The organism is Paenibacillus sp. FSL R5-0519 (assembly GCF_037974275.1).
Lineage (GTDB): Bacteria > Bacillota > Bacilli > Paenibacillales > Paenibacillaceae > Paenibacillus.
This window is the reverse complement of sequence record NZ_CP150234.1, coordinates 4,960,308-4,986,431: the sequence shown is the minus strand read 5'-3', so window position 1 is coordinate 4,986,431 and position 26,124 is coordinate 4,960,308. Positions and strand designations below refer to the sequence as shown.

26 protein-coding genes are annotated in these 26,124 nt (G+C 46.5%); 22 read left to right on the top strand and 4 right to left on the bottom strand.

Going from position 1 to position 26,124, the window contains the following annotated elements:
• The first annotated feature begins 37 nt into the window (after positions 1–37).
• The 4 genes from MKY73_RS22540 (at position 38) to MKY73_RS22525 (ending at position 5,678) form a co-directional block, all read left to right on the top strand.
• The gene (locus MKY73_RS22540; RefSeq protein ID WP_339303548.1) at positions 38–2,155 is read left to right on the top strand and encodes a hypothetical protein; all 2,118 of its coding nucleotides are present in this window, start codon (positions 38–40) and stop codon (positions 2,153–2,155) included.
• On the top strand, positions 2,152–3,216 hold the full coding sequence (locus tag MKY73_RS22535; protein WP_339303547.1) for a pilus assembly protein: 1,065 nt from the start codon (positions 2,152–2,154) through the stop codon (positions 3,214–3,216). Before MKY73_RS22540 ends, MKY73_RS22535 begins: the two co-directional genes overlap by 4 nt.
• Positions 3,217–3,232: 16 nt before the next feature.
• Positions 3,233–3,742 (top strand): prepilin peptidase, encoded by a 510-nt coding sequence (locus MKY73_RS22530; protein WP_339303546.1) that lies wholly within the window; start codon positions 3,233–3,235, stop codon positions 3,740–3,742.
• Positions 3,743–3,899: 157 nt separating this feature from the next.
• Positions 3,900–5,678, top strand: coding sequence for a DUF6382 domain-containing protein (locus tag MKY73_RS22525; RefSeq protein WP_339303545.1), 1,779 nt, complete (start codon positions 3,900–3,902; stop codon positions 5,676–5,678).
• 24 nt (positions 5,679–5,702) lie between these two features.
• Here MKY73_RS22525 and MKY73_RS22520 read toward each other — a convergent pair whose 3' ends face one another.
• Together MKY73_RS22520 and MKY73_RS22515 are read right to left on the bottom strand one after the other, a co-directional pair.
• Positions 5,703–6,614, bottom strand: coding sequence for a TIGR01777 family oxidoreductase (locus MKY73_RS22520; RefSeq protein ID WP_339303544.1), 912 nt, complete (start codon positions 6,612–6,614; stop codon positions 5,703–5,705).
• Positions 6,615–6,770: 156 nt separating this feature from the next.
• On the bottom strand, positions 6,771–7,238 hold the full coding sequence (locus MKY73_RS22515; RefSeq protein ID WP_339259632.1) for a DUF2621 domain-containing protein: 468 nt from the start codon (positions 7,236–7,238) through the stop codon (positions 6,771–6,773).
• Positions 7,239–7,408: 170 nt separating this feature from the next.
• On the opposite strand from MKY73_RS22515, the gene MKY73_RS22510 reads away from it, so the two are divergent.
• Positions 7,409–8,515, top strand: a complete 1,107-nt coding sequence (locus MKY73_RS22510) for a deoxyribonuclease IV (protein WP_339303543.1) — start codon at positions 7,409–7,411, stop codon at positions 8,513–8,515.
• Positions 8,516–8,558: 43 nt separating this feature from the next.
• The gene (purU, locus tag MKY73_RS22505; RefSeq protein ID WP_339303542.1) at positions 8,559–9,452 is read left to right on the top strand and encodes a formyltetrahydrofolate deformylase; all 894 of its coding nucleotides are present in this window, start codon (positions 8,559–8,561) and stop codon (positions 9,450–9,452) included.
• Between the two features lie 74 nt (positions 9,453–9,526).
• Here purU and MKY73_RS22500 read toward each other — a convergent pair whose 3' ends face one another.
• Positions 9,527–10,006, bottom strand: coding sequence for a hypothetical protein (locus tag MKY73_RS22500; RefSeq protein ID WP_339303541.1), 480 nt, complete (start codon positions 10,004–10,006; stop codon positions 9,527–9,529).
• A 434-nt stretch (positions 10,007–10,440) separates the two neighbouring features.
• Between MKY73_RS22500 and tkt the strand changes: the two genes are divergently transcribed.
• The 5 genes from tkt (at position 10,441) to MKY73_RS22475 (ending at position 15,917) form a co-directional block, all read left to right on the top strand.
• Positions 10,441–12,483 carry a transketolase gene (gene tkt / locus MKY73_RS22495; protein WP_339240415.1) on the top strand — a complete coding sequence of 681 codons (2,043 nt, stop codon included), beginning with the start codon at positions 10,441–10,443 and terminating at the stop codon, positions 12,481–12,483.
• Between the two features lie 149 nt (positions 12,484–12,632).
• On the top strand, positions 12,633–12,950 hold the full coding sequence (locus MKY73_RS22490; RefSeq protein ID WP_105408176.1) for a pyrimidine/purine nucleoside phosphorylase: 318 nt from the start codon (positions 12,633–12,635) through the stop codon (positions 12,948–12,950).
• 188 nt (positions 12,951–13,138) lie between these two features.
• The gene (locus tag MKY73_RS22485) at positions 13,139–14,494 is read left to right on the top strand and encodes a glucose-6-phosphate isomerase (protein ID WP_017689982.1); all 1,356 of its coding nucleotides are present in this window, start codon (positions 13,139–13,141) and stop codon (positions 14,492–14,494) included.
• A 176-nt stretch (positions 14,495–14,670) separates the two neighbouring features.
• Positions 14,671–15,303 (top strand): YigZ family protein, encoded by a 633-nt coding sequence (locus tag MKY73_RS22480; protein ID WP_253431918.1) that lies wholly within the window; start codon positions 14,671–14,673, stop codon positions 15,301–15,303.
• A 5-nt stretch (positions 15,304–15,308) separates the two neighbouring features.
• Positions 15,309–15,917: a TetR/AcrR family transcriptional regulator gene (locus tag MKY73_RS22475; RefSeq protein WP_339240417.1), complete on the top strand. Its 609-nt coding sequence runs from the start codon at positions 15,309–15,311 to the stop codon at positions 15,915–15,917.
• A 190-nt stretch (positions 15,918–16,107) separates the two neighbouring features.
• Here the strand turns inward: MKY73_RS22475 and MKY73_RS22470 are convergent, their stop codons facing one another.
• On the bottom strand, positions 16,108–16,509 hold the full coding sequence (locus MKY73_RS22470; RefSeq protein WP_339303540.1) for a secondary thiamine-phosphate synthase enzyme YjbQ: 402 nt from the start codon (positions 16,507–16,509) through the stop codon (positions 16,108–16,110).
• A gap of 497 nt (positions 16,510–17,006) precedes the next feature.
• On the opposite strand from MKY73_RS22470, the gene cysT reads away from it, so the two are divergent.
• From cysT to MKY73_RS22415, 11 genes are all read left to right on the top strand, one after another.
• On the top strand, positions 17,007–17,822 hold the full coding sequence (cysT, locus tag MKY73_RS22465) for a sulfate ABC transporter permease subunit CysT (protein WP_017689978.1): 816 nt from the start codon (positions 17,007–17,009) through the stop codon (positions 17,820–17,822).
• Positions 17,819–18,616, top strand: coding sequence for a sulfate ABC transporter permease subunit (locus tag MKY73_RS22460; protein WP_339303539.1), 798 nt, complete (start codon positions 17,819–17,821; stop codon positions 18,614–18,616). The genes cysT and MKY73_RS22460 overlap by 4 nt, the downstream gene beginning before the upstream one ends.
• Position 18,617: 1 nt before the next feature.
• Positions 18,618–19,682: an ABC transporter ATP-binding protein gene (locus MKY73_RS22455; protein WP_339303538.1), complete on the top strand. Its 1,065-nt coding sequence runs from the start codon at positions 18,618–18,620 to the stop codon at positions 19,680–19,682.
• 25 nt (positions 19,683–19,707) lie between these two features.
• Positions 19,708–20,772 carry a sulfate ABC transporter substrate-binding protein gene (locus MKY73_RS22450; protein ID WP_339303537.1) on the top strand — a complete coding sequence of 355 codons (1,065 nt, stop codon included), beginning with the start codon at positions 19,708–19,710 and terminating at the stop codon, positions 20,770–20,772.
• A gap of 162 nt (positions 20,773–20,934) precedes the next feature.
• Complete coding sequence (locus tag MKY73_RS22445) at positions 20,935–21,381, top strand: hypothetical protein (protein WP_339303536.1); 447 nt, start codon at positions 20,935–20,937, stop codon at positions 21,379–21,381.
• A 194-nt stretch (positions 21,382–21,575) separates the two neighbouring features.
• On the top strand, positions 21,576–22,364 hold the full coding sequence (locus MKY73_RS22440) for an MBL fold metallo-hydrolase (RefSeq protein ID WP_339303535.1): 789 nt from the start codon (positions 21,576–21,578) through the stop codon (positions 22,362–22,364).
• Between the two features lie 118 nt (positions 22,365–22,482).
• Positions 22,483–23,352, top strand: a complete 870-nt coding sequence (locus tag MKY73_RS22435) for an RNA polymerase sigma factor (RefSeq protein ID WP_339303534.1) — start codon at positions 22,483–22,485, stop codon at positions 23,350–23,352.
• A gap of 18 nt (positions 23,353–23,370) precedes the next feature.
• Complete coding sequence (gene clpP / locus MKY73_RS22430; protein WP_339303533.1) at positions 23,371–23,952, top strand: ATP-dependent Clp endopeptidase proteolytic subunit ClpP; 582 nt, start codon at positions 23,371–23,373, stop codon at positions 23,950–23,952.
• Positions 23,953–24,180: 228 nt separating this feature from the next.
• Positions 24,181–24,555, top strand: coding sequence for a GntR family transcriptional regulator (locus MKY73_RS22425; protein ID WP_339242960.1), 375 nt, complete (start codon positions 24,181–24,183; stop codon positions 24,553–24,555).
• A 5-nt stretch (positions 24,556–24,560) separates the two neighbouring features.
• Positions 24,561–25,427 (top strand): ABC transporter ATP-binding protein, encoded by an 867-nt coding sequence (locus MKY73_RS22420; RefSeq protein WP_339308696.1) that lies wholly within the window; start codon positions 24,561–24,563, stop codon positions 25,425–25,427.
• A complete protein-coding gene (locus MKY73_RS22415) occupies positions 25,420–26,046 on the top strand; it encodes an ABC-2 transporter permease (protein ID WP_339303532.1) in 627 nt (208 codons plus the stop codon). The genes MKY73_RS22420 and MKY73_RS22415 overlap by 8 nt, the downstream gene beginning before the upstream one ends.
• Positions 26,047–26,124 lie beyond the last annotated feature (78 nt).

Sequence of the window (26,124 nt, the reverse complement as noted above, 5' to 3'; positions counted from 1 at the left end):
AACCCTTTTTTTTATATTAATATTGGCGGGAGTTTATATGTTTGTCGCGATATTCATTGATTATGCTCGTATTGCTGCCTTTAAGGTGCAGACTGAACGAATGACTCATGCTGCGATGCGATCGGTCATGTCAGCCTATGACACCTCACTAAGGGAGTATGGTTTGTTCGGGTATGGTGACAGCAGTGGGGATGCGATTATGGCGAAAGTGCTGAATGATAGTGTGAAGCCTTCGGCCGTAAAAGACAGATTCCCCATTCTGGACATCCAGTGGGATACAACTTCGCTGAGAATGGAGCGTGAACTGGGCAGATACGATATATTTAATCGCCAGATTCAGGAGGATATGAAGTATCGGGCTCCCGTTGATTTTACCCTTGAAGTAATCAATCGGTTCAAACCGATGTCGGATGAGATGAAGGAAGCTGCCCACACGGTAGACTTGCTGAAGAAATTACAAAAGTTATATGACAAACGTGAAGAGTTGTTGGATGGGGCCATTGCCAATCAGACGGAATCCGCCGAGAAGCTGAAGAATCTACCGAAGTTGATCATGGACCCGCCTTCACAGGCCATCTACGATGAGATGCTGGAAGATACACCAGAGACGGCTGCCGAGGCAGCGGCACGTTATGCAGATTATCTGAACAAGAAACAGGCGGATGAGGGATTACCGTTGAGAGAGCAACAATACATATTGGAACTGGCTCGTTATCGGACGGGAGTTGGGAATGTGGTGACAGGCATCAGCATGATCATTCAGCCCGCTTTACAGGCCCATCAAACGAAGCTGGAGGAAGCGCAGTCCCAGATCGAGGAAGCACGCAAGATCAATGAGGAAATGAAACGTGTGATCGCGGAGGGGGAGAATCGTTCGGAGAATGCCAGCTACGACAACGTGGGCAATTCGAGTCTGCCTGGAACGAGTCCTGCATCTACAGGATCAGGCACTGATGCCAAAAGTACGCGTTCTCTTGCTTCGGAGCTTGTGAGGGCAGATAGCCTTTTTGATCAGTTGAAGGCACGAGTGATTTCCCAGAATTCGGACTTCTCTAACGTTAGAAGAGACAACATGGAATTGAATACACAGCTTCGCAGTGTCACGGGTATGAGCGGTGTTCCGATTAAACCCGCAGTTAGACAGGCAAGCCAGATAACAGAACGATACATGGATACTTATGTACGCAGCGGCCCTGCCAACCTCATCGAACAGAGTAAGCAACAGCTGGAGAGTGGTCGTGGGTCCGATGCCCAGCGCAAAGCGAATGATAAGGAATCCAAAGGAAAATTAAAGGAAGTTAAACGAATCTTGTCGCAGATTCAGAATGGAAGTTCAGGTTCCATGGACGCTTTCAAAGAGCTCGAGGAATATTACAACGCTAATATTGCTTTTAACGAGGCTAGTCGTGAGGAGGCCAAAAAAGCAGAGATTGCTGGTGATCCCTATGACTCTGGTGGCGATGCCATGAAGGGAATGGACAGTTTGTTTGGCGGGATGTCAGGTCTCCTGGATAGCCTGGGTGATGAATTGTTCCAAAATGAATACGCTCTAGCCTATTTCAATTCCATGGATTTTGGTCAGCTATTTACCTGGACTGAAGGTGGTGGAGATGCGGGTGATGTTTTCAAATTGGAGAATCAGGAACTGGAGTATATCGTATACGGGTTTCATAATCCATCGGGTAACATCGCTGCGGCATATGCGGAAATCTTCGGGATGCGCCTCGCTATTCGAACCGCAGAAGGATTAATTGAACACAGCAAGCTGGGAAATCCACTTTTGGTGTTATCAGCAGCCATCTTATATGGAATTACAAACGCTATTGCGGATATGGTGAAACTTGCAAAAGAGGGCAGTGTGGAACTGTCCAAATATATCAAAGTCAAATTGACGTATAGGGACCACCTCCGCTTGTTTCTCTTGATGCACAGCAACAATGAACGCAAAATGTCCAGAATGCTGGCGTTAATTAGATTGAATACGGGTGTGAATCCGGATGAGAAACAGACGTACGCTTCGGGTAACATGCGCAGCAGCATCAAGCTGTGGTTTTTGCCAGGGGTGGTTAGAAGCATAGGTGCAGTTATGGGTAGTGAGGATCAGGTTGAAGGTGAGCGATTTTTCATTGAGCGGAAGGCGGATTATTCCTATTGAGTGATCAGGATCGTTTCGGTGGAGGGATTATGGATAAGCAGCAACAATATGAAAAAGAAAACGCACAATTACAGATTCGGTTAACCAGAATAATCAGATTGCAACGTTTGAAGTCTTTGAATAATCAGATATGTTCTCCGAAAAAGGAACAGGGCAGTATGGTTCTAGAAGCATCACTGGTATTGCCAGTTTTTCTGTTCTTTATCATGTTTCTCATCTTCATTGTGCAAATGACTCTAATCTCCACAGCGCTACAGAGCACAGCAGGGGAAGCGGTGAAGCAGTTATCAACGAAAATATATCCTGTTTCCCTTGCATTCACACCTTCTGATTCTGCCGGTGGTGAAGGCTCTGGAGGTGGGTGGAAGATACCGGAGTTGTCTCTGACGGAATGGGCAGAAGGTTATGCTTCTTCTCTGCCCGAGCCATTAAGTGATTGGGTACGTTCAGCAGCGGCCAGTGGTGAACAACCACTACAGGAAATCCAGACATCCGTCTTGGAAACCGTGCTTGATCCCACGGTAAAACCACTGCTTCAACCCTTTATCGAGCCAACTCTGCTGAATATGGAACGGGTTCATGTGAATGGGATTTCCATACCTGATCTCAAAAACAAAACAAATCCATATTTCCGACTGGAACTGAGTTATGAATTGCCGGTAAAAGTCCCCTTTCTCAGTAAACCGCTTCGGATTCAGGCTGCTGCGGCAGAACGGGTATGGATTGGAGATACCGGAGAAGGGGCAGATGGCAGCGCAGGGAGCGGGGATACTGCCGGTTCAGCAACGGTATTGTCTAAGCCTGACCCGGCTTACATAGGCAACAATGCAACGATCAAGGTGAAGGTAGAACCAGGAGCGAGCGCCAATTTAACGATATTTTACAAGTCAGGTGAAAGTTCTGCGAAGCACATCGGATGGGCCACCGCAGATGAGAATGGAATAATTGAATGGACCTGGTTTGTTGGCACTCGGACAACAGAAGGGACATGGAGTTTTGTAGTCGAGACAGGGGACGGTACCAAGACAGAGACTACGTTTACCGTGGCTTCCAGAAAATAAGGAAGGGGATGATAGAGTGGAGTGGTTCTACATTGCCTGTGGCATATACATTATTGCAGCTTTTATTACTGACATACGATCCATGAAAATTCCAAATCGATTAACTTTACCCGTGACTGTTGCAGGTGTACTGGCCCATATCATATGGGGAGGTTGGGAGGGGTTTTTATTCTCGGCTGCTGGATTTGCAGCAGGTTTTGGTATTTTGTTTCTGATGTATGTCATTGGCGCAGTAGGGGCAGGAGATGTGAAATTGTTTGGTGCGATTGGCGCATGGACGGGATTTGCTTTTGGTATTCATGTGATTATTTACTCCGTTTTGTATGCGGGAGCCATTGGTTTAGTGATACTTCTATTCCGGAAGGACTCAGCCAAACGGATACGAGGCATGGCAGGCAATCTTGCCGGGTTCTTCATGCTGGGTTCCCTCAAGTTGCTGAATACAGAGAAGACATTAAAGTTTCCATTTATGCTGGCCGTATTGCCTGGATTTATCACGGTGCTTATTTCAGGACTTTTCCCTTGAGTGAAGGAGTAAAGAAGTTATGAAAGTAACAGTGATAGAAGATGGCACTACAATAAGAGTGGCAGAGTGTAACATATTGTAACTAAAACTTATATCAACTAAACTTTTTACACTTTCTTTAGTTGATCCTATATAACAATGGAAAGAGAGGATTGGCATGTATGGATTAACGAGAGATTTTATTCGTAACGGCGGAGCGTTTATGGTTTTGGAGAAAGAGGACGGATTACGAATGGAGGAGTTGAGCCGGGTACAGATGGGTATGCTGTCCTCCAATCAGATTCCGCGACTTCTTCCTGTTCATATTCGGGAAGTAGATCGAAATGTAACTTTGCAGTACGACATATCGGGGTATAAGATGTTATCCCAGATGTTAAAGTCAAGTAAAATCAAATTGCGTGTTCTGTACGGTCTGTTGTACCAATTAGCCGATGCCTTCACGGAATGCCGACAATATATGCTGGAGCCTCGTAAATTATTGATCCAAGAAGAATACTTGTTCATCAACGGTTCATTCGAACAGGGTGAGCTTGGCATGGTCTATGTACCAATCATGGATAAGGTTGAAGTTGATCCAACGCCTCAGCAATTCCGAGAGCTGGTAATCAGGCTGATGGCCCATGTACAGGAACTGCAGGGAGAAGGAATTCAGCGTGTTCTGCAATTATGTGACAATGAACGCTGGGATATCAGACAGTTGCGAGAGCTCTTGCTGGAATTGTACGCGGACGAGCAAGAGAATGGAGGAAGTGCAGCATTTCTCTCGTCCAGAACATCGGAAAACGTCGATGATCTACGAGGTAATTCTCATTCGTTAATTACTGGGCGGGATAGCAGGCAATCCACTGGTTATTCTCGTCCAGATCAACCTGGTGCGCCTGTTCAAAAGGCTGCTGTGGAGCCCGTGCTAAATTTCCGTCAGACACAGAAAACGAATGAATGCGAGGTTGAAGACTTTCCGATGAGATCTCGGGCCTTTTCAGGCAGGCGCTCACCTGGACAATCTTCATTGGAGAGTTCAAACCGCATGGATAAGAGACGAAGTAACCCGCATAATTCTGATTCGCTAGAGCCCGTTGATATGGAAGTAGAGGAAAAGCCTGCAACCTCCAAAATAACCTATGTCATATTGGGCTGCATGGTAGCCATGGCATTGGTATGGAGATTCATATACATGGAGCAATCGGGACAGACGCAGATGATCCTGTGCATGGTACTGAGTCTTGGTTTGCTTGGTGTAGCAGGATGGACTTGGAAGCGTAAGGGAATCCCACATAATGAACCAGAAAATAAGCGGTCTTTTTCATTCAATTTAGGTAAGAACAAAGGGAAGCAAACGGAAGATGAAGAGGAACCGTTTCAGGAAAGTTGGCGATGGAATACAGCTGAAAGGCCGGTGGAACGCATAAACCAAACGATTGCATCCGCCTCAGAAGGTGGTAGTGAGCATTCCCAATATCAAAGCCTGCATATGACACCTGAACACTCTGATCCACCGTTTGTTCAGCGCCATGTGGAATCGGTAGCTTCAACTTCAGAGCTAATTCGACAGGACGCAGTTGCGGAGGCAACCGTGAATTTGCAGAATCTGAGTGGGGGTAATGTTACAGGGGTAGGCCCGGTGAAGGCGTCTTATTATCTTGAACGAAGATCGGGAAGCAGTGACCAACATGAACGGATGGATGTGCAAGGAGCATCTTTTGTCATCGGAAGATCAGCCGACATGGTTCAGTGGGTCGATACAGCGACCGGTGTGTCCCGTGCTCATGTGGAATTGAGCCGGAACAAATCGGGCTATGTCATTAAGGATCTGGGTTCAGTGAATGGAACTATTCTTCAGGGTAATATTCTTGCTCCTTATAAGGAGTATCCCTTGGCGGATGGAGATACATTTACATTGGCGGAGTCTGTCTACATTTATCGGTCGGTTGGATAAGCAACGATCAGTCCCACATTTGTATTAATCAGATAATCCACGATGTTTCAAGTCTTCCAGCGCTTGAGTTAACGTAGGGAAGGTGAATTGGAATCCGTGGTCGAGTGCTTTTTGCGGAATGACTCTCTGCCCTTGAAGCAAAACAACGGATAGTTCACCAACTAAGGTTTTAATTAAGAAACTGGGTACGGGGAACCAGTGAGGGCGATGATATACCTTGCCCACCGTGCGACCGAATTCATCATTGGTGACAGGGTTCGGGGAGGAAGCATTGACCGGACCTGACACTTGTTTATTTTGAATGCTAAAATCAATGAGTCTTACGATATCCATAATGTGAATCCAGCTAGTCCACTGTCTGCCACTGCCGATCTTGCCGCCAAAACCCAGCATATAAGGAAGTTTCATCAATGGAAAAGCCCCTTTTTTATGACCGAGAACCAGACTCACCCGGATTTTAACGAGTCTTACATTTTTGATTGCATCTGCAGCAACTTCCCACTGTTCCGAGACCCGGGACGGGAAATTCATGGATTTTTGCGGACTGCTTTCGTCAAAGGTTTCGTTCGGTGAGGTTCCATAGATGGCCATGGCAGAAGCCTGAACAACCACTTCCGGCTTTTGTTCCAGGGTTTCTACCAATCGGGCTACCCGCGCTACGGTCGTTACTCGGGATTCAACAATCTCCAGCTTTGCCTTGGTTGTCCAGCGTTGATTCAGCGTTTCTCCAGCAAGGTTAACGAGAGCGTCCATACCTTCCAGCAAGTGAGGTTGTTCTTCGACTTGCTCCCATGATATATATGTAAGATTTTTACTTGGATTATGCAGGTCAGGCAGTTTTCGTGTAATAACTTTCACATGGTGCCCGGCTTGCAGCCAGTAATCTACAAGTGCTCCTCCCACAAATCCGGTACCACCACAAATGGCAATTTTCATATCAAACATCCTCTCTACATTTCACTGCCCTGATATACACCCATGAATCGACAAACAGCCCCGTACGGTAAGCAATGCTTATTGGGAACGACTTACCTGACGGAGCATATCTGTACATTAACCAAATCTATATATGGCTTAACTTATCTTTGTACTTTATTTAATCAAATGTTGATAAGGGGAATAATCGATTTTGTTTTTCTCCAAGAATTTTACCAAAAACTTATTATCCCGCTTCGGGGTGGCAATAATGTATCCTTTGATACAATGATCTCTCGATACTTCCGTGGCGTTGTCTTCAACTGCAATTTTACCGATCTCTGCAGCAATGGAATGTTTGGCGATGTCACGAAATGGCCCAGGTACAGGCTCGACGAGCTGATCCAAAAAAGCTTTGGCTTCATCCGTCCATAAGTGACGGCTGGTTTCCACCCAATAATTTTGCCAATCCAGTTTGGACTTTCCGTCTGCTTTGGGTAGCACTTTCAAAAACTTGCGCATCATGAAAAATCCACCGATACACATGCTGCCAAGCAATAAAAAAGTCCAGAATGCGATCGTATTCATAAACCAGTTGCTGGGGGAACTGCTGGTCAGTATCATCGTGTAGGAGTCGAAAATCATTGCGGAGTCACCTCGGTTCATTGATTTTCACGGAAAGACGGATTCCGCCTACCCATGTTCCATAAATTTGCTGTCAAAAATAGCCTCTATCCCGAATTATAGCGCATTTCTAGATTTATTTCGATAATCGCGTTAGAATAAGGGATAATTCAGATTAAGGGGGATCAATAATGCTGAAAATCGGCTCCCACGTGTCCTTTTCGGACAAGGGATTATTGAGTGCAACGAAGGAAGCGTCCTCGTACGGTTCCAGTTCGTTTATGATATATACGGGTGCACCACAGAATACACGTCGCAAGCCAATTGAATCCATGTATATTGAAGAAGGCAAGCTTGCCATGCAAGAGGGTGGAATGGAAGATATCGTTGTCCATGCACCGTACATTATCAATCTTGGCTCATACAAAGACAACACGTATAGACTCGCTGTAGATTTCCTACAGGAAGAGATCCGTCGTACACATGCCATTGGTGTCAAAAACATCGTATTACATCCCGGCGCTTTTACAGATAAAGATGCCCACTATGGGATTGGACGGATCGCAGAAGGGTTGAATGAAGTGCTGGAAGGTGTGAAAGAGACAGATGTGAACATCGCTCTGGAAACCATGGCTGGCAAAGGTACGGAGATGGGTCGCAGTTTTGAAGAGATCGCCCAGATTATCGAGAAAGTAACGTATAACGAGCGCCTGACAGTGTGTATGGATACGTGCCATATTCATGATGCCGGATACGATATCGTTAACGATCTTGACGGTGTATTGGAACAATTCGATCGCACGGTAGGACTTGACCGCATTGCCGTAATGCATATTAATGATAGTAAGAATGCTGTGGGTGCGCACAAGGACCGTCATACTCCAATTGGCTCCGGCTGGATTGGGTTTGAAGCGATTAACCGCATTGTTAACCATGAGAAGCTTCAAGGACGTCCATTTATTCTGGAGACACCTTGGATTGGCAAAGAGTCCAAAACACAGCGCCCAATGTATGAGGTGGAGATTGCGTTGCTTCGTGGGGATGTTGCCGGTCGATTCGGCCAGGAATTCCTGACAGAAGTAGAACAATTGCAACACTTTTTCAAAGGTAAAGAGATTGAGTCCCGTTCCTATATTCTGGATGTGTGGACGCTGCTCAAAAATGATGCCAAAGCCAAAAAGGCAGACCCGCGTGAACCGCTGGAACGCCTCTATGACATGGTGACTGAAGCTGCGTTGTTCCCACATTTGAATGAAGAACAACTGAATCATCGCTTGATTGCATGGCTTGCGGGTTAACCCCGCAGGTCATGGCTTATATTGAAGGAGGAAGAATAACCCGATGGAGATCCACGCTAAACAAGTACGCCCTGATTCTAAAAACCGCGCCGATCGTGCGCGCATGCTCATTTCCTGTCCGGATGGTCCAGGAATTGTAGCTGCGGTATCTCATTTCCTGCATCAGCATGGAGCAAATATTGTTCAGTCGGACCAGTACACCATGGACCCTGCTGGCGGCATGTTCTTTATGCGAATTGAGTTTGACCTTCCGCAATTGCTCCACAACCTGCCGAAACTGGAAGCAGACTTTGCAGAAGTGGCAAGCCGTTTCCAGATGGAATGGACGTTATCTGCGGTCAGCCGCAAGAAGAAACTGGCTATCTTTGTATCCAAAGAAGATCACTGTCTGGTTGAATTATTGTGGCAATGGCAGGCAGGCGACCTGGATGCCGATATTGCGCTTGTGGTCAGCAACCATCTGGACATGAAGGATTATGTAGAATCATTTGGCATTCCATATCATCATATTCCGGTTACAGCGGATACCAAGAAAGAAGCAGAACAGCGTCAACTGGACGTCATTGGCAATGATGTGGATGTGATCATTCTGGCTCGTTACATGCAGATCATCTCTCCCATGTTCATTGAGCACTATCGTAATCGAATCATTAATATCCACCATTCGTTCCTGCCAGCCTTTGTGGGTGGTAAACCGTATGCGCAGGCGTACAACCGTGGTGTCAAAATTATTGGTGCGACAGCGCACTATGTTACGGAAGAACTGGATGGCGGCCCGATTATTGAACAGGATGTGCAGCGTGTAAGCCACGGGGACGATGTAACCGAGTTGAAGCGTATTGGACGTACCATTGAGCGTGTTGTGCTTGCACGTGCCGTGAAATGGCATGTCGAAGACCGTGTTCTTGTTCATGAAAATAAAACCGTTGTATTTTAAGCTCATGCTTTAATACTGTGCAAGGTTGATTCGGAACCACATAATAGACTAACAAAAAGGCGACCCCAATTCGTTTACGAAGCGGGAGTCGCTTTTTTTGCATTCATAATATACTTTCCGCACAAGCCAAGCACGATACCAAACAGCAGATGACCAACAATCCAGTAGAGGATGGCGGACACATCGTACAGGTCTGGCACACGTGATGACAATTGAGAGAGTGGAATGTATAGCAGGGATGAAGCGGCACCGAGTAAGACTCCTTTGAACATGGGATGCCCTGTGCGCCGTATACACCACACATAGAAGATGCCGATCAAAACGGACACAACTAGATGCAGAGAAAATTCAATCCATTCGGGCAAGGTTGGTGGAAGAACAGGGACAAAATCGATATTCAGCAGCAGGGTATACACTTGTTCACCTGTGTTGGCCTGAATCACTTTAAGGAAAAATCCCAGGATAATTCCCGAGAGAACCCCCGTTAAAATACCGGATATCCAGGGTAATGAGTGTTTTACCGATGTTGATGGGTGAGCTGCAGGATCTGGCATGATCGCAACCTCCTATGATTGACGTATGTACATCTGAAAAGTAAACCATAGCCCAACTTTCGAATCCATATTCAGGAACATTATATGTGAATTGAGGATGAATATCTAAAAAATGCATGGTTTTCAGGTTAAAGGTTATACTTCATGCGATGGATTTGTGAGGCTCCTTAAGTCTGCTTTTGGAATTTAGTACCTTTTAAAGTACGATTTTTGCTTGATCGGCCAAGGATTATTCATCACAAACAACCGATTTTTCATGAACTTCTCAAAGAAGGTTATGGAAAAGCTTCACGCCAAGTGATACAATACAAAAGTGAATAAGTCAAAATGAAACACTCAAGCGGATTCACTTATTGTGAAATTCGGTTTGCTTGTATGATGAGAGGGATTCGCTTGCGCACCCGACTTATCTAAAGACATGAGGAGGACAAACCATGACTGACAAGAACGAAGCGATTCAAAAGGATGAAAATACTACAATCGACAACCTGTCGATTACGACCGTACGTACTTTGGCGATTGATGCAATTGAGAAGGCAAATTCCGGACATCCGGGTATGCCTATGGGCTCCGCTCCAATGGGGTACCAACTTTTTGCAAAAACGATGACTCATAACCCGGACCACCCAACTTGGGTTAACCGGGACCGTTTTGTCCTGTCTGCAGGACACGGCTCCATGTTGCTGTACAGCTTGCTGCACCTGAGCGGATATGATCTTCCAATGGAAGAACTGAAACAGTTCCGTCAATGGGGAAGCAAAACACCGGGTCACCCGGAATTCGGACATACTGCAGGTGTTGATGCAACTACAGGCCCACTGGGTCAAGGTATTGCAATGGCTGTAGGTATGGCGATGGCTGAAGCTCAACTGGGCGCAACTTACAATAAAGATAAGTTCAACGTAGTTGACCACTACACTTACGCAATCTGTGGTGATGGTGACTTGATGGAAGGCGTATCGCATGAATCAGCTTCCCTGGCTGGACGTTTGCACCTGGGCAAACTGATCATGTTGTTCGACTCCAATGACATCACACTTGATGGTAAATTGGATCTGTCTTCTTCCGAAAGCATCGCGAAGCGTTTTGAAGCTTATGGCTGGCAAGTGCTGCGCGTTGAAGATGGTAACGATCTGCCTGCAATCGAAAAAGCAATTCAGGAAGGTCAAGCAGATACACTGCGTCCTACACTGATCGAAGTTAAAACGGTTATCGGTTATGGTAGCCCGAACAAACAAGGTAAAGGCGGCCACGGCGGTACTCACGGATCTCCACTGGGTGCAGACGAAGCCAAATTGACTAAAGAGTATTACAAATGGGTTTACGAAGAAAACTTCCACGTACCAGCTGAAGTTCGCGATCACTTTGCACAAGTGAAAGATCGTGGTATCTCTGCTAATAAAGCTTGGGACGAGAAATTTGCCGAATACAAAAAAGCATACCCTGAGCTGGCAGCTCAATTCGAAACAGCGATTAACGGCGACCTTCCAGAAGGTTGGGACCGTGATCTTCCTAAATATGCAGCAACAGACAAAGCGCTTTCCACGCGTGTAGCATCCGGTAACGCTCTGAACGGTCTGGCACATAACGTGCCACAACTGACAGGTGGATCTGCTGACTTGGAAAGCTCCACAATGACTCACTTGAACAACCTGGAGAACTTCACACCTGAAGATTACTCCGGCCGTAACATCTACTTCGGTATCCGTGAATTCGGTATGGCTGGAGCAATGAACGGTATGGCACTGCACAGTGGTGTGAAAGTATTCGGAGGTACGTTCTTCGTATTTACCGATTACCTTCGTCCGGCTGTTCGTCTGGCTGCCCTGATGGGATTGCCTGTAACGTATGTTCTGACTCACGACAGTATTGCTGTTGGTGAAGACGGTCCTACGCACGAACCGATCGAGCAACTGGCATCCCTGCGTATCATTCCTAACCTGACGGTTATTCGTCCGGCGGACGGTAATGAAACTTCGGCTGCTTGGGCTTACGCGCTTGAGAACAAGAGCAATCCGGTTGCACTCGTACTCACTCGTCAAAACCTGCCGATCCTCGAAGGTACCGTTGAAGGTTCACGTGAGAACGTGAAACGTGGTGCTTATGTTGTGTCTGATGCAAAAGATGGCAAACCGGTAGCACAAATCATCGCTACAGGTTCTGAAGTGCAATTGGCTGTTAAAGCTCAAGCAGCACTTGCAGAGCAAGGCATCCAAGTTCGCGTAATCAGCATGCCAAGCTGGGATCTGTTCGAGAAACAGGACAAAGCTTACAGAGAGTCCGTTCTTCTTCCGGATGTTAAAGCTCGTCTTGCAATTGAAATGGCTTATCCAATGGGCTGGGAGAAATATGTTGGAGATCAAGGTGACATTCTCGGAATCAGCACATTCGGTGCTTCCGCGCCTGGCGACCGTGTGATCCAAGAGTATGGCTTTACAGTGGACAACGTGGTTAGCCGCGTAAAAGCATTGCTGTAATAGCTTCAGAAGCGCTGCTATGGTCGGAGGGCACCATGCTCTCCTGATCCATGGCAGTAAGTTATTTCCGCAGAACATGGGCGGTAACTCATTATCGCCCTGATCTGTTTTGCCTTTTGTTTTCATTAACTTCAGGGGAGCGGGTACGCATGTCACAATTCGATCAAGTCAGTGTAGTGAAAGAGGCCAACATTTATTATGAAGGTCAGGTAACCAGCAGAACGGTTATTTTGGGGGATGGCAGCAAAGTGACTCTGGGCATCATGCTTCCAGGCAGTTATGAATTCGGTACGGATTCCCGTGAAATTATGGAGATTCTGTCCGGAGATCTGAAAGTATTGCTTCCCGGAGAAGAAGAGTGGCAAGAGATTCAAGGCCAAGCTACGTTCCACGTGCCTGCCGAATCCAAATTTAAACTGGAGATACGCAGCGTTACTGACTACGTCTGCTCGTACCCGGCGGAATAACATAAGAAGGGTAAGCAGAACCGCAACCTGCGGATTCGGTTTACCCTTTTTGCTTCTTGAATACGAACGACAAAGTTCGAGCGGCAAGCTTGTCAGCCCCGTGGATTTGAAGTATCCTTAAGGCAAGTTGTTTAGAATGGAATACGGAAAACACGCACTATAACCGAAATCAGGAGGTATTTGAGATCATGGCAAAAAAAGTGACATTTGACTATAGCACGGCATTGCAATTTGTAAATCAGCACGAAGTGGATTATTTCGCAGAACCAATTCGTTTGGCTCACGAGCAGCTCCACAACGGAACAGGAACAGGGTCGGACTATCTGGGCTGGATTGACCTGCCAACGGCTTATGACAAAGAAGAGTTCGCCCGCATTCAAAAAGCAGCTGCCAAAATCCAAAGCGACTCCGAAGTACTGATTGTTATCGGTATTGGTGGATCTTACCTGGGTGCACGTGCAGCGATTGAAATGTTGACACATTCTTTCTATAACAATCTGCCAAAAGACAAACGCAAAACGCCTGAAATCTATTTTGCAGGAAACAATATCAGTTCCACATATGTAACTCATTTGCTGGATCTGGTTGAAGGCAAAGATTTCTCCGTAAACGTCATCTCCAAATCCGGTACAACAACAGAGCCGGCTATTGCTTTCCGTATCTTCCGTGCAGCTCTGGAAGAGAAATATGGCAAAGAAGAAGCTCGTAAACGCATCTATGCTACAACTGACAAAGCACGTGGTGCACTGAAAGAATTGGCGAATGCCGAAGGATATGAATCTTTCATTATCCCGGATGATGTAGGTGGACGTTACTCCGTTCTGACGGCTGTAGGTTTGCTGCCAATCGCAGCAGCGGGTATCAGCATTGAAGAAATGATGCAAGGTGCGGCTGACGCATCCAAGGAATACAGCAACCCGAACGTAGCTGAGAATGAAGCATATCAATATGCTGCTGTTCGTAACGCATTGTATCGCAAAGGCAAAGGAACTGAGATTCTTGTAAACTATGAGCCTTCCCTGCACTTCGTGTCCGAGTGGTGGAAACAGTTATTCGGAGAGAGTGAAGGTAAAGACTACAAAGGGATCTATCCTGCATCTGTTGATTTCTCTACAGACTTGCACTCCATGGGTCAATTCATTCAGGAAGGTAGCCGGAATATCTTCGAAACGGTTATCCAGGTTACTGAAGTTGCAGAGCATATTTCGATCAAATCCGATCCGGACGATCTGGATGGTTTGAACTTCCTTGAAGGCAAAACCATGGACTTTGTAAACAAAAAAGCGTTCCAAGGAACACTGCTTGCACATACAGATGGTCAAGTACCAAACCTGATTGTGAACATTCCAGATATGACTCCATATTCTTTCGGATATCTGGTATACTTCTTTGAAAAAGCATGCGGCATCAGTGGCTACCTGCTGGGTGTCAATCCATTTGACCAACCGGGCGTGGAAGCGTACAAGAAAAATATGTTTGCATTGCTGGGCAAACCAGGCTTTGAAGAAGAGAAAGCAGCGCTTGAAGCGAGACTTTCCGAATAATTCATCGGTCTGCTCATATAGTTAAATAAGCTAATGTAAATCTATCCGGGGATGACTGTTGAGTGTAATGCAGGGTTCCCGGATATAGATAACCAAGGCAGTTCGTCCGCGTTCACGCGGGGAACTGCTTTCTTGTAAAATGGGACTCAGGAAAAGATTAGAAAGTTGGATTTGGGATGATTGAACGTTATCGCACGGTTCGAGGACCGGGCAATCTGGAAATTGTAATCAAGAAGTCGCGATTTATCGGACATATTATGCCGGTCACGACAGAGGAAGAGGCCGTTGCCTTTATTGATGATATCAAGAAAAAACATTGGAATGCGACTCATAACTGCTCTGCGTACATGATTGGGGAGCGGGATGAGATCCAGAAGCAATCCGATGACGGGGAGCCTAGCGGAACAGCAGGGAAACCCATTCTTGAAGTAATTAAAAATCAGAAATTAAAAAATGTGGCAATTGTGGTTACACGATACTTTGGGGGAATCATGCTTGGAGCCGGTGGGTTAATTCGGGCTTATACGGATGGAGCTGTAGCAGCCATTGAAGCCGGAGAAGCCATTACCAACGTGCTGCATCGTGAAGTGTTTGTTGAACTGGATTATACATGGTTGGGTAAAGTGGAAAATGAGTTAAGGAGTCGGGAAGTCCGTACAGGTGAAACTGGATTCACCGATAAAGTTACGTTGACTTGTCTTCCGCCGGATAGTGAAACCGAGGCTTTTGTAGCCTGGATCACGGATTTGACGCAAGGGCAATCCCGGATCACGGAGGGACAGCGGCTTTATTTTATTGAAGGGGAATAAAATATATGGCTAGAAGAGCAGTCGAACAGGAGTTGTCGAGGGAGCGGATACTGGAGGCGGCGAGGCACCTTTTTATTACCAAAGGATACCGCGCCATTTCGATGCGAAGCATCGGCCAGCATCTAGGCTATAGTCATGGGTCGCTGTATTATCACTTTAAGGAAAAGGCAGAGCTGTTCTATGCCATCGTGGTTGAAGATTTCAATTATCTGGGGCATTTGCTGCTGCAAGCTATGGTCAGGCCGGTTCGTGATGATGTGAGCAAGGTAGAGCACATTATGATGGAGTTTATTCGTTTTGGTCTGGAGAATCCCTATCAATACGAGATTATGTTTATGATCAGGGACGAGGAACTGTTGTCTTATTGTCGTACCGAACAGGGACGCTGCTTCGAATTATTTGCATCGATTATAAGGCAGTATATGAACGAAGCGAACTGTACGGAAGAGGATATTCAAAGGGTACCGCGTACGCTATTTTTGGCTATGCACGGATTCATTTCTTATTACATTCAGGACCGTTTAACGTTTGAGGAGATTGAATCGTCTGCGCTGTCTCATGTCAAAGTGCTGTGCCGCAATCTGGGTCAGCAGCCTGAGTCTGGCGTCCAATAATGGCGCAATTGTTGCACCCCTACACTTCAGGGCGGTGATTTGTCATAACTTTAATTCTTTATAACGTTATCTCGCGAAAGTTAATACGCGCCAAAGACCAAGTCAGGCGGCTCCGACCCGAAATGAGGGTGGACCGCCTGTTTGTGTTTGCAAAAAATGAATGAGTAAGTAGGCATCTATTGAACTGACGTTAGCCTTCCATGATTTTGAGAAAGTACTCCCGCTCACGTGGTCCATCGAATTCGCAAAAATAAATGCCTTGCCAGCGGCCAAGCAGCAGCCTGCCTTCGTGAATAATCACCGTCTGTGATGGCCCTGTTGTGATCGATTTGAGGTGAGAGGCTGTATTGCCTTCGGCATGTCGGTACTTGGGATGCTCCCAAGGATACACTTCGTCCAGACGTAACAAGACATCATGTTTTACATCCGGGTCTGCATTCTCGTTGATGGCGATACCCGCGGTTGAATGTGGGCAGTAGATGAGCACCGTCCCGTTCTGCACACCGCTACTCTGGACAACCTGCTTCACGTCCCGTGTGATATCCTTCATTTCATCTCGTGTGGAAGTGGATATATTCTTCGTATATAACATGTTAGATCACTCCTTATCATCTCTGTTCTTACCCTCGATTGTACCTTAACCACTACATACCAAACAAACCACATATGTAAGGTGAAAAAAGAAAATCGCCTCATAACGGAGAGGACAGAAATAACCTGAAGAAGCGGAAGCTAAAAGCTTTCTGTAAGAAAGCTGCTTCGGGAGCATAAGCTTCACCTTTATCAACGGATTTCCCCTTTAATAAAGGGGATTAAAGAAATCTGGGGATAAAGGTGATCGGAAGGTTGTTGTGGACTCGCAGTGTACAGGTGCGATTTTAATTAATTGATCTTATATCTGGCCTAATTATATTCAATAAAAGCATTGACGATTAGCACTGCAAACTGGTAAAGTATCAGAAAAGCAAAACCAAGTAGACTAATGGGAATAATAATAAAGTAATATCATCCAACTTAGGAAAATGTCGTATTGAAGCCAGGAAGACTGCCGACCGGAGCTAAAGCCGGAGGCTGGGAGGGAACGCAGCAATGAATACCGTTCTTCGTCATAAGGGATGGACTTGGGGATTCCGCAGTACCGTATTGTTATATTTTATCGTACTTATTGTACTTCCAATCATCGGTGTGTACGTCAATTCCTTCTCTGAAGGATGGAGCAACTTTGTTCAGAGCATTATGGACCCCATCGCGTGGAAAGCCGTACTGCTGACGATTCGGTTGGCCGTGATTGCTACGCTGATTAATGTGGTTCTGGGCACAATGATTGCCTGGGTGCTGACAAGGTATCGCTTTGTAGGCCGATCGTTTCTTAACAGTCTGGTTGATCTCCCGTTTGCACTGCCAACAGCGGTGGGCGGTTTGATGATTATGCTGCTATTGGGTCCGGTCAGTGCCATCGGGAAACTGGCAGAATCCATGGGGTTTGAAATTGTATTTCACCAGCCCGCAATTGTTATCGCGATGACTTTTGTCACGTTTCCGTTTGTGATCCGTGCGGTGCAGCCTTTGCTGGAAGAAATCGATCCTTCTGAGGAAGAAGCCTCGTACACAATGGGGGCATCCAAGGCTCGCACGTTCATGCAGGTTATCCTGCCATCCATGGCACCTGGCATGATCAGTGGAGGGATGCTCGCTTTCTCCAGAGGACTGGCTGAATTCGGGGCTGTTGTGCTGGTGGCTGGTAACATTCCGGGAAGAACACTGACTGCTTCCGTATTTATTTACGGGGAGATTGAAAGTGATAATCCAACGGGAGCCGCTGCTGTGTCCGTGTTGCTCCTGACGCTCTCCTTCCTGATTCTCTGGCTGATCAATCTGGTGCAGATGCGGGGGAGAAGACGATGAGACGACTCTTAATCGGATTGACGTTTGCGGTATTCATCATACTGCTGATCATCCCGCTTGGACGCATTTTTATTGGTGCATTTGAAGACGGGGCAGATGGATTCCTGAAAGGGCTGATGCGCCCTGAGGCGTTACATGCTTTGATGATGACCGGACTGGTGGTCCTGGTGGTCACCCTGTTAAATACATTGTTTGGCATCATGATGGCTCTGTATCTGGTTCGTGCCGGATGGTTGAGTGAACGGATAAAAGGGCTGCTGAACAGCATTGTAGATCTGCCTTATGCCGTATCTCCTGTCATTGGCGGTTTGATGATTGTATTGATGTTGGGACCTAACAGCATTATGGGCGCTTTTTTTGAAGGGATTGGATTCAATGTGGTCTATGCCTTCCCTGGTATGGTGATCGCAACGTTATTTGTTACTTTTCCGCTGATGGTCAGAGAGGTTATGCCTGTCCTGCAGGAACTCGGTTCTCAACAAGAGGAGGCTGCTTCTACACTGGGCGCCTACGGCTGGAGAACGTTCTGGAGTGTGACATGGCCTTCGATCCGCTGGGCGGTAGTGTATGGTCTGGTCTTGACGGTTGCGCGCTCACTTGGGGAATTCGGTGCAGTACTGGTTGTATCCGGTAATATTATGAACAAAACGCAGACAGCAACAACCCTGGTGTATCAGGATGTTGAGAATTTTAATGTGGCTGCCGCAAATGGTGTTGCATTGGTGCTGGTCACCTTCTCCGCCCTGCTGCTGCTCATGATGGAATGGGCCAAAAAGCGAAAGGAAGTGCATTGATATGCATGTAGAAGTCCGTGATCTGAACAAACATTTCGGTGATTTTCATGCGGTAAAAGATGTCTCATTCGATATTGCCAAAGGCCATCTGATCGGTCTGCTTGGACCCAGCGGAGGCGGGAAGACGTCCATTCTTCGGATGCTTGCGGGTCTGGAGAATCCGGGTTCCGGAGAGATACGCTTTCATGGGAAGGTCGTGAACCATCTGCCTCCACAAGAGCGTGGGATCGGATTTGTATTCCAGAACTATGCCTTGTTCAAACATATGACAGTATTTGAGAATATTGCCTTTGGACTCAAGGTCAAGAAGACACCGAAGGCCCAGATCCGGGATAGGGTTATGGAACTTGTTGAACTGACCGGGTTAAAAGGTTTCGAACAGCGCTATCCACATCAGTTGTCTGGTGGGCAGCGTCAACGTGTGGCTTTTGCCAGAGCACTCGCCCCGGAGCCGCAGCTGTTATTGCTGGACGAACCGTTCGCGGCCATTGATGCAAAAATCCGTCAGGAACTGCGTTCATGGTTGCGGGAGCTCATCGAGCGAGTGGGAATCACTTCGATCTTTGTAACGCATGACCAGGATGAAGCAATTGAAGTGGCGGACGAGATCATGATTATCAGCCAGGGGCGTCTGGAACAGAAGGGCACACCTTGGGATATCTACAAAAACCCGCAGACACCGTTTGTTGCTACATTTATCGGGGAGTCTACGGTTGTGGAGGATGCTTCTCAGTTGAAAGGATTCGAACATGCCGTCGAGGGTGAACACACCAAAGCGCTAATTCGACCGGAGTATATTGAGATCGGCTTGAAAAACGAGTTCACCATGTTGTCAGCAACGGAAAAAGGTACAGTCAAACATCTTCATTTCCGCGGCAGTGAATGGATGGTAGAGGTGGACGTAAAGGGGCACAAGTTAATCACCTATCGTTCCCTGGAGAAAACGACATTGGAGATTGGTCAACAAATTCGCGTCCTTGTACACCGTGCATACCTGTTCAATGACTCCAACAGTTGGGTGGTTGAGAACCGACTGAAGGAAGATCCGATGCCGGTGATGATTTAGATCAAGTGGAAGAAGGGGGCTGCCCATGCAGACGAGGAAGAAGAAAGTCATGCTTTTATATGTTGCCCTCATGCTTTTGCTCGTCTGCATGACCGCTGGATGCAGCAAGCAGGAGGAGTCAAGCGAACAGAATGAGCCCGCTGGTGCCGATTCATCCAATACGCTAGTGATCGGTGCTTATAGTGTAGCAAAAGACGCTGTAGGCGAGTTGCTGCCCAAGTTCCAGGAAGAGTGGAAGGCAAAGACCGGACAGACGATTAACTTCCAGGAGTCCTATGAAGCTTCGGGTACACAGGCAAGAGCCATCGTGGGTGGATTCGAGGCGGATGTGGCCTTGCTCGCGATGGAGAGTGATATCGACAAGCTGGTCAAAGCCGATCTGGTTAGCCCCGATTGGAAACAGACCCCTCATGAGGGCATGATCACCCGTTCGATTGTTGTTCTGGGCACCAGAGCTGGCAACCCGCTTGGAATTCATGATTTTCAGGATTTAACCAAGCCGGGAGTGAAGGTACTTTACCCTAATCCAAAGACATCCGGGGGCGCACAATGGGACATTAATGCCATTTACGGTGCCGGATTGAAGCTGTCGGAGGAGCAAGAGGGAAAGAAAGATCCTGCCGAAGCCAAAGCTTTTCTCGAACAGGTACATCGTAACGTTGAGTCATTGGACAAGAGTGGGCGTTCTTCGATGGCTGCATTCGAATATGGGGTGGGTGATGTAATCGTCACATATGAAAATGAATTGCTTGCCCGGATCGCCAAAGGTGTAGATTACGACATCGTTATTCCGAAAAATACGATCCTCATTGAGAACCCGGCAGTTGTGGTGAATAAGTATGCCGACAAACATGGGAATCGTGAACTGGCAGAAGCTTTTGTCGCATATCTGCGTACACCAGAAGCACAGCGCATTTTTGCCAAGCATGGTTTTCGTTCAGTAGATCCGGATGTATTTGCACAGACCGAGTCCACATTCCCAACGCCTGAAGGACTATTTGATATTAACTATCTGGGTGGATGGGACGAGGTCCGCAGTACGCTGTATTCCAAACGCGGCGTATGGTATCAAGTGCTCGCAGGAATATGATATGAGTATTGCTGAAGCAATCGAAAAGGTAACCGAACATGTGGATACTAAACCTTCATTTCAATGGAAGTAGAGATGAAGGTTTTTTACTGCCAATAGGATATAATAGAGGTATACTGAATCATGATTGTTACATAGTACTAGTAGGAAGGCGTGAATTGGATGAGTTCAGAGATTAAATTATCCCAAAGTACAGCGATTCGACTGGAGCAGGCCCGCGGTAAGGGGATGTCCGAGGAAGATATTCTAAAAGCCATTCAAGCCAAAGACGTTTCCGCTTTTGACGCAGTGTCTGAAGAGGAATACCGATATAATGAATTTTTCTCGTATGCGGACGAGCACGGTGAAAATCTGGAGACAGCTGTGAAAGAAGGCTACCGGATTACATTTAACACGCGTGGTGGGCTCGGAATTTGGTTGGAAAAGGCCTTTAAGGTGCAGCCGGAGAAAGACTTCACGGTGGGTGAAGGTATAGTAACCGGATTACAGTTGAAACCGGAGCAGGCAGAGGTGCTGGCGAAGCGACTTGCGTCGAACTGGGTGATTACGGAGTCGAAGGATGTACCTGCGGGTAAGGAATTGACATTGAAGCTGCGGGCACTGGTGTAGTTCGAGCATTGAATTCATATGAGTTGAACGCTCCCGAATGAAGCGAAGCATGGAGATGAAGTCTGACGGTGAACAGTCAGACCACGGACTGTCCCGAATTGCAGTGAGAACTGCAGCGGGATGGTCTTTTTTTTTGCAAAAACAGAGGTGCACGATTACAATTTACATATCTTGAATTCAGGGGGGAATGCAGATTGAATCAGCTAACATTTCTGGGCACTGGCGATGCGATGGGCGTTCCACGTGTGTATTGCGATTGCGAAGTATGTACAGAGGCGAGGCTTACGGGAGAGAATAAACGGAAACGTTCTTCCGTTCTGATTGACTATGATGGCGATGGTGCAAGTGAACAATTCATGATCGACTGCGGGCCGGACTGGAGATCACAGATGGAGGATCAGGGATTACGTATGGTGCATACGCTACTCATCACGCATGCCCATTTTGACCATATTGGAGGATTGCCAGAATGGGCAGATGCGTGCCGCTGGTTGGGTGTAAAGGGACGTTTGTATGCACCACGTGAAGTGATATCCACCATTCAGGGACAGTTTCCTTGGTTGGGTCGTCATATGGACTTTCTGGAAACGGATGATGATATTGAACTTGGCGGCTGGAAGGTGCATTCCTGGAAAGTATGCCATGGACATAACGGATATTCGTACGCATATCGATTGGATCGAGGTGGGTATAGCTGGGCGTACTGTTCAGATGCCATTGACCTGAAGCCATCCGAGAAAGAGCCGCTACACGGATTGGATATGCTGGTGCTTGGAACGAGCTTTGTACATGAACATGCGGAATTCTCCACACGTTCCGTGTACGATATGCGCGAGGCACAGGAGCTGCTGCGGGAACTGAAACCGGGTCATACCTATTTTACACATATGTCTCATGACGTTGATGTACGCCAGAATTATAATCTGGATCAAGGCATTACGATTGCTCTTACCGGGATGAAAGTGCCGCTTGGAACCCTTTGAACTTAAAAATGGGAGCAGGGAAAAAATGATTTTAGAAGAGCGTATCCTTTGGAGGAGGTTCTTCGTTTACATAGTGTGAGTCACAATAATCAGGAACCAGCAAAGGGGGGCCCCCAATATGGCCTTTGTGAAGTCCGTGAATTGCCGCATGAACAGACCACAAGAGGATGAACTAAAAAATAAACCTGATCTTGAATCCGGTGATATCGCCCGACATCTAGTTAACCAGGACATTCATGCCGTCTTAACCGACCTGATGGGTCCTTTATATGCGTATTGTTTATCCCTGACCAGATCTGTACCCGAGACCGAGGACTTGGTTCAGGATACCTGTCTCAAAGTATTGTCGTCCACGGCGGTGCAATCTTCCGAGACGACGAAAGAGATGAACTGGGAGGCTTATCTGATCCGAATTGCTCGCAACAGCTGGATTGATATGCTTCGGAAGCAACAGAGATTGCATTCCATATTGGATGGCTTGAAGCCTGTTATGCGAGAGTTCGCAGAGGAAGAGCATTTTGAAGAGCTAGAATCTGCTGTTCAGTTATTAATTAGCGAATTACCACCCTGGCAGCGAGTGATATATGTTTTACGTGAATTAATGGGTTATAAGGCGGCAGAGACTGCGGATATGCTGGAGACGACAGAAGGCGCTGTGAAAGCAGCATTAAGTCGTGCCCGTTCAGCCATAGCTGAGGTGAGGCACAGGTTGGAACAATCGGACGCTGAATTGAAGTATGAAGAGGGCGCAATGGAGGACAATCAGCAGGAGCTGCGCAGCTATCTGCTGGCATTCCGCTCGGGAGATACCGCGCGCATCATTGATCTGTGCCTGAATCGGACCGATGATCCGATGGCTGTGGCCGGCAGCATTTTGCAGCAGACTCTGCCGTCTCCATCCATGCAGCCAGTGATGTACGGGTACGCCGCTTCCGGAACGAATGCGATGTCGTATGGAGGTGGGTACACGGTCAACATGGTTGCCTAAACCAAGGAGGCGACACACATGAATGTAGTACCCTATGTAGTGGAACAGAGCGCTCGTGGTGAGCGGAGTTATGATATTTATTCACGTTTGCTCAAAGACCGAATTATTATGGTTTCCGGGGAGATTGAAGATCAGATGGCAAATGCCATTGTGGCTCAGCTGTTATTTTTGACCGCCGAGGATCCGGAGAAAGATATTCAGATGTACATTAACAGCCCTGGTGGGTCGGTGACCGCGGGATTTTCGATCTATGACACGATGCAATTCGTGAAGCCGGATATCTCCACGATCTGTACAGGTATGGCGGCAAGTTTTGGTACGATATTGTTGGTGGGTGGAACAAAAGGTAAGCGTATGGCGTTGCCCAACAGTGAGATCATGATCCATCAGCCACATGGCGGTACGCGAGGGCAGGCGTCGGATATGCTGATTCATGCTAACCGCATCATTCAACATCGTCAACGTCTTAACAAGCTGTTAGCCGATCATACAGGACAGTCGATTGAGCGGATTGAGAAGGACTCAGATCGAGACTATTTCCTGACCGCTGCTGAAGCAGTCGAATATGGATTGGTGGATAAAGTCATATCCAGCTCATAACAGTAGCCTGAAGGGTCATGTGACCTTTCGGGCTTGATTAACCAAGAGGACGAACAGGAAACTGACGTCCTCTTTTTTGTCGTCCAGATTTGCCATCCCATGTCTATGGATCGAATCAGAATTGAGAATAATGTGAAAAAAGATTGACCATCGGTAGGTATAGTGTATATATTATATATATACACTATACCTACCGAAAACTATTCAACATCAATGAGGTGAGGGAAGATTAACATTTTAATATCGAACGCATCGAGCGATCCGATCTATATGCAGATTTTAACTCAGATCAGACAGAGCATCCTGAGCGGAGAATTGGTTGCTGGAGATAGTCTTCCTTCCATTAGGCAGCTCGCCAAGGATCTGCAAGTCAGTGTTATTACAACTAAACGTGTCTATGAAGAGCTGGAGAAGGAGAAGCTGATCGATTCAGTTGTAGGAAAAGGTAGCTTCGTATCTGGAGTAAATCAGGACTTTATTCGGGAGCGACGGATGAAACAATTAGAAGAGAAAATGCTCGAAGTAATTGGGGAAAGCAAAAAACTGGGCATGAGTGCACAGGATGTAATCCAACACTTTACATTGTTGTATGAGGAGGAGTAAGCATGATGAACGCCATCGAATTACGTAATGTAACCAAAACGTATCCCTTATTTAAAGTGGATAATGTGTCTCTGGATGTCAAAAAAGGATATATCACAGGACTCATTGGCCCCAATGGGGCGGGAAAGAGTACAATTATCAAAATGATCACGGGGCTGATTGGTCCCGATAAGGGAAGTGTCCGAACATTGGGCAGCGAGATGTCCAATCATGAAGTTACCATCAAGCAACGCCTTGGCATTGTGTCTGATGAATGTTTTTACTATGAGCATCTAACAATCCGTGAAATGACACAAATGATCGCTCCTTTCTACACTAAATGGGACGATAAAGCGTTTAATGGCTATCTGGATCAGTTCGAACTGTCTCCCAAAAAGAAGATCCAGGATCTTTCCAAAGGCATGAAGATAAAATTTTCTCTTGCCGTAGCTTTGTCACATGAAGCAGATCTGCTGATTATGGATGAACCAACATCCGGGCTTGATCCTGTATTTAGGCGGGAACTGCTTGACCTTCTTGCGGATATGATACAGGACGAGACAAGGTCCATTATTTTCTCTACGCATATTACGACCGATCTGGAACGTATTGCAGACTACATTACGTTTATTCATCAAGGAAAACTGGTGTTCAATGAAGCCAAAGATGATGTGTTGGAAAGATATACGATTGTAAAAGGGGATACGGATCTGCTTGATTCCGACATTCGCAAACATTTCATTGGAATACGTGAGACAGCCGTTGGTTTTGAAGCATTGTCTGATCATAAGGCAGAGGCCGAACAGTTATTTGGCAGGCTTGCCCTCTTACAAAGACCTACGCTGGAAGACCTCATTTATTTCACGGCGAAGGGAGGACGCAAATATGCTTAACCTACTTCGTAAAGATTTCATTGTACTAAAAAGTTCACTTTGGATCATTGCATTATATCTGGTTGTATTCAGTCTTGCATTTATACCGCAGAGTGAAATGTCGATGTATTTTGTAGGAATCTATACCGCATTTGGTTCGGTCATCCTTGCAACTATGATTGATATCAGAAACCATAATCATAATTTTCTGGTCACACTTCCGATTAGTCGCAAGCAGATTGTGAAAGCAAAGTACCTTTCCGCTATCTTATATACGTTTTTTGGAGTTCTTGCTTCATATGGGATTCACTGGCTCGTGAAATTGAATTATTCTGAGCTGAATAAGCCGAACTACTCTATAGTCGATATTCTGTTTGCAGTAGGCATAGTGTTTGTTCTGGTTTCAATCTATATGCCTCTGTTTTATTCACTTAGCAAGAAGGGAGCTGCCATTATCAATGCAGTATTCATGACCTCTCTCATCATCCTTGCGCAACCAGTTGCTGTGCTCTTGAATATAGTGAACGAGAAAGGCAGGATTGGTGTGCCATTAATAATTTTAATTTCAATGGGCATCTTGTTATTGCTCTTTGTATCTTATGTTGTTACAGTTCGCCTATTTTCCAGGAAGGACTTGTAGAACACAGGGGAAATCGCTATAAGAGTCGCCACATGGCGACTCTTCGTGTTAACTGAGGTTGTATTTAAAAGAATAGCT

Coding starts and splice junctions, on each gene's coding strand:
- MKY73_RS22420 (WP_339308696.1), top strand. CDS start 24,561: ATGAACGCCATCGAATTACGTAATGTAACCAAAACGTATCCCTTATTT.
- MKY73_RS22515 (WP_339259632.1), bottom strand. CDS start 7,238: ATGATTTTCGACTCCTACACGATGATACTGACCAGCAGTTCCCCCAGC.
- MKY73_RS22450 (WP_339303537.1), top strand. CDS start 19,708: ATGCAGACGAGGAAGAAGAAAGTCATGCTTTTATATGTTGCCCTCATG.
- clpP (WP_339303533.1), top strand. CDS start 23,371: ATGAATGTAGTACCCTATGTAGTGGAACAGAGCGCTCGTGGTGAGCGG.
- MKY73_RS22475 (WP_339240417.1), top strand. CDS start 15,309: ATGGCTAGAAGAGCAGTCGAACAGGAGTTGTCGAGGGAGCGGATACTG.
- MKY73_RS22480 (WP_253431918.1), top strand. CDS start 14,671: ATGATTGAACGTTATCGCACGGTTCGAGGACCGGGCAATCTGGAAATT.
- MKY73_RS22485 (WP_017689982.1), top strand. CDS start 13,139: ATGGCAAAAAAAGTGACATTTGACTATAGCACGGCATTGCAATTTGTA.
- MKY73_RS22500 (WP_339303541.1), bottom strand. CDS start 10,006: ATGCCAGATCCTGCAGCTCACCCATCAACATCGGTAAAACACTCATTA.
- MKY73_RS22415 (WP_339303532.1), top strand. CDS start 25,420: ATGCTTAACCTACTTCGTAAAGATTTCATTGTACTAAAAAGTTCACTT.
- purU (WP_339303542.1), top strand. CDS start 8,559: ATGGAGATCCACGCTAAACAAGTACGCCCTGATTCTAAAAACCGCGCC.
- MKY73_RS22470 (WP_339303540.1), bottom strand. CDS start 16,509: ATGTTATATACGAAGAATATATCCACTTCCACACGAGATGAAATGAAG.
- MKY73_RS22520 (WP_339303544.1), bottom strand. CDS start 6,614: ATGAAAATTGCCATTTGTGGTGGTACCGGATTTGTGGGAGGAGCACTT.
- MKY73_RS22460 (WP_339303539.1), top strand. CDS start 17,819: ATGAGACGACTCTTAATCGGATTGACGTTTGCGGTATTCATCATACTG.
- MKY73_RS22455 (WP_339303538.1), top strand. CDS start 18,618: ATGCATGTAGAAGTCCGTGATCTGAACAAACATTTCGGTGATTTTCAT.
- MKY73_RS22490 (WP_105408176.1), top strand. CDS start 12,633: ATGTCACAATTCGATCAAGTCAGTGTAGTGAAAGAGGCCAACATTTAT.
- tkt (WP_339240415.1), top strand. CDS start 10,441: ATGACTGACAAGAACGAAGCGATTCAAAAGGATGAAAATACTACAATC.
- cysT (WP_017689978.1), top strand. CDS start 17,007: ATGAATACCGTTCTTCGTCATAAGGGATGGACTTGGGGATTCCGCAGT.
- MKY73_RS22540 (WP_339303548.1), top strand. CDS start 38: ATGTTTGTCGCGATATTCATTGATTATGCTCGTATTGCTGCCTTTAAG.
- MKY73_RS22525 (WP_339303545.1), top strand. CDS start 3,900: ATGTATGGATTAACGAGAGATTTTATTCGTAACGGCGGAGCGTTTATG.
- MKY73_RS22435 (WP_339303534.1), top strand. CDS start 22,483: ATGGCCTTTGTGAAGTCCGTGAATTGCCGCATGAACAGACCACAAGAG.
- MKY73_RS22445 (WP_339303536.1), top strand. CDS start 20,935: ATGAGTTCAGAGATTAAATTATCCCAAAGTACAGCGATTCGACTGGAG.
- MKY73_RS22510 (WP_339303543.1), top strand. CDS start 7,409: ATGCTGAAAATCGGCTCCCACGTGTCCTTTTCGGACAAGGGATTATTG.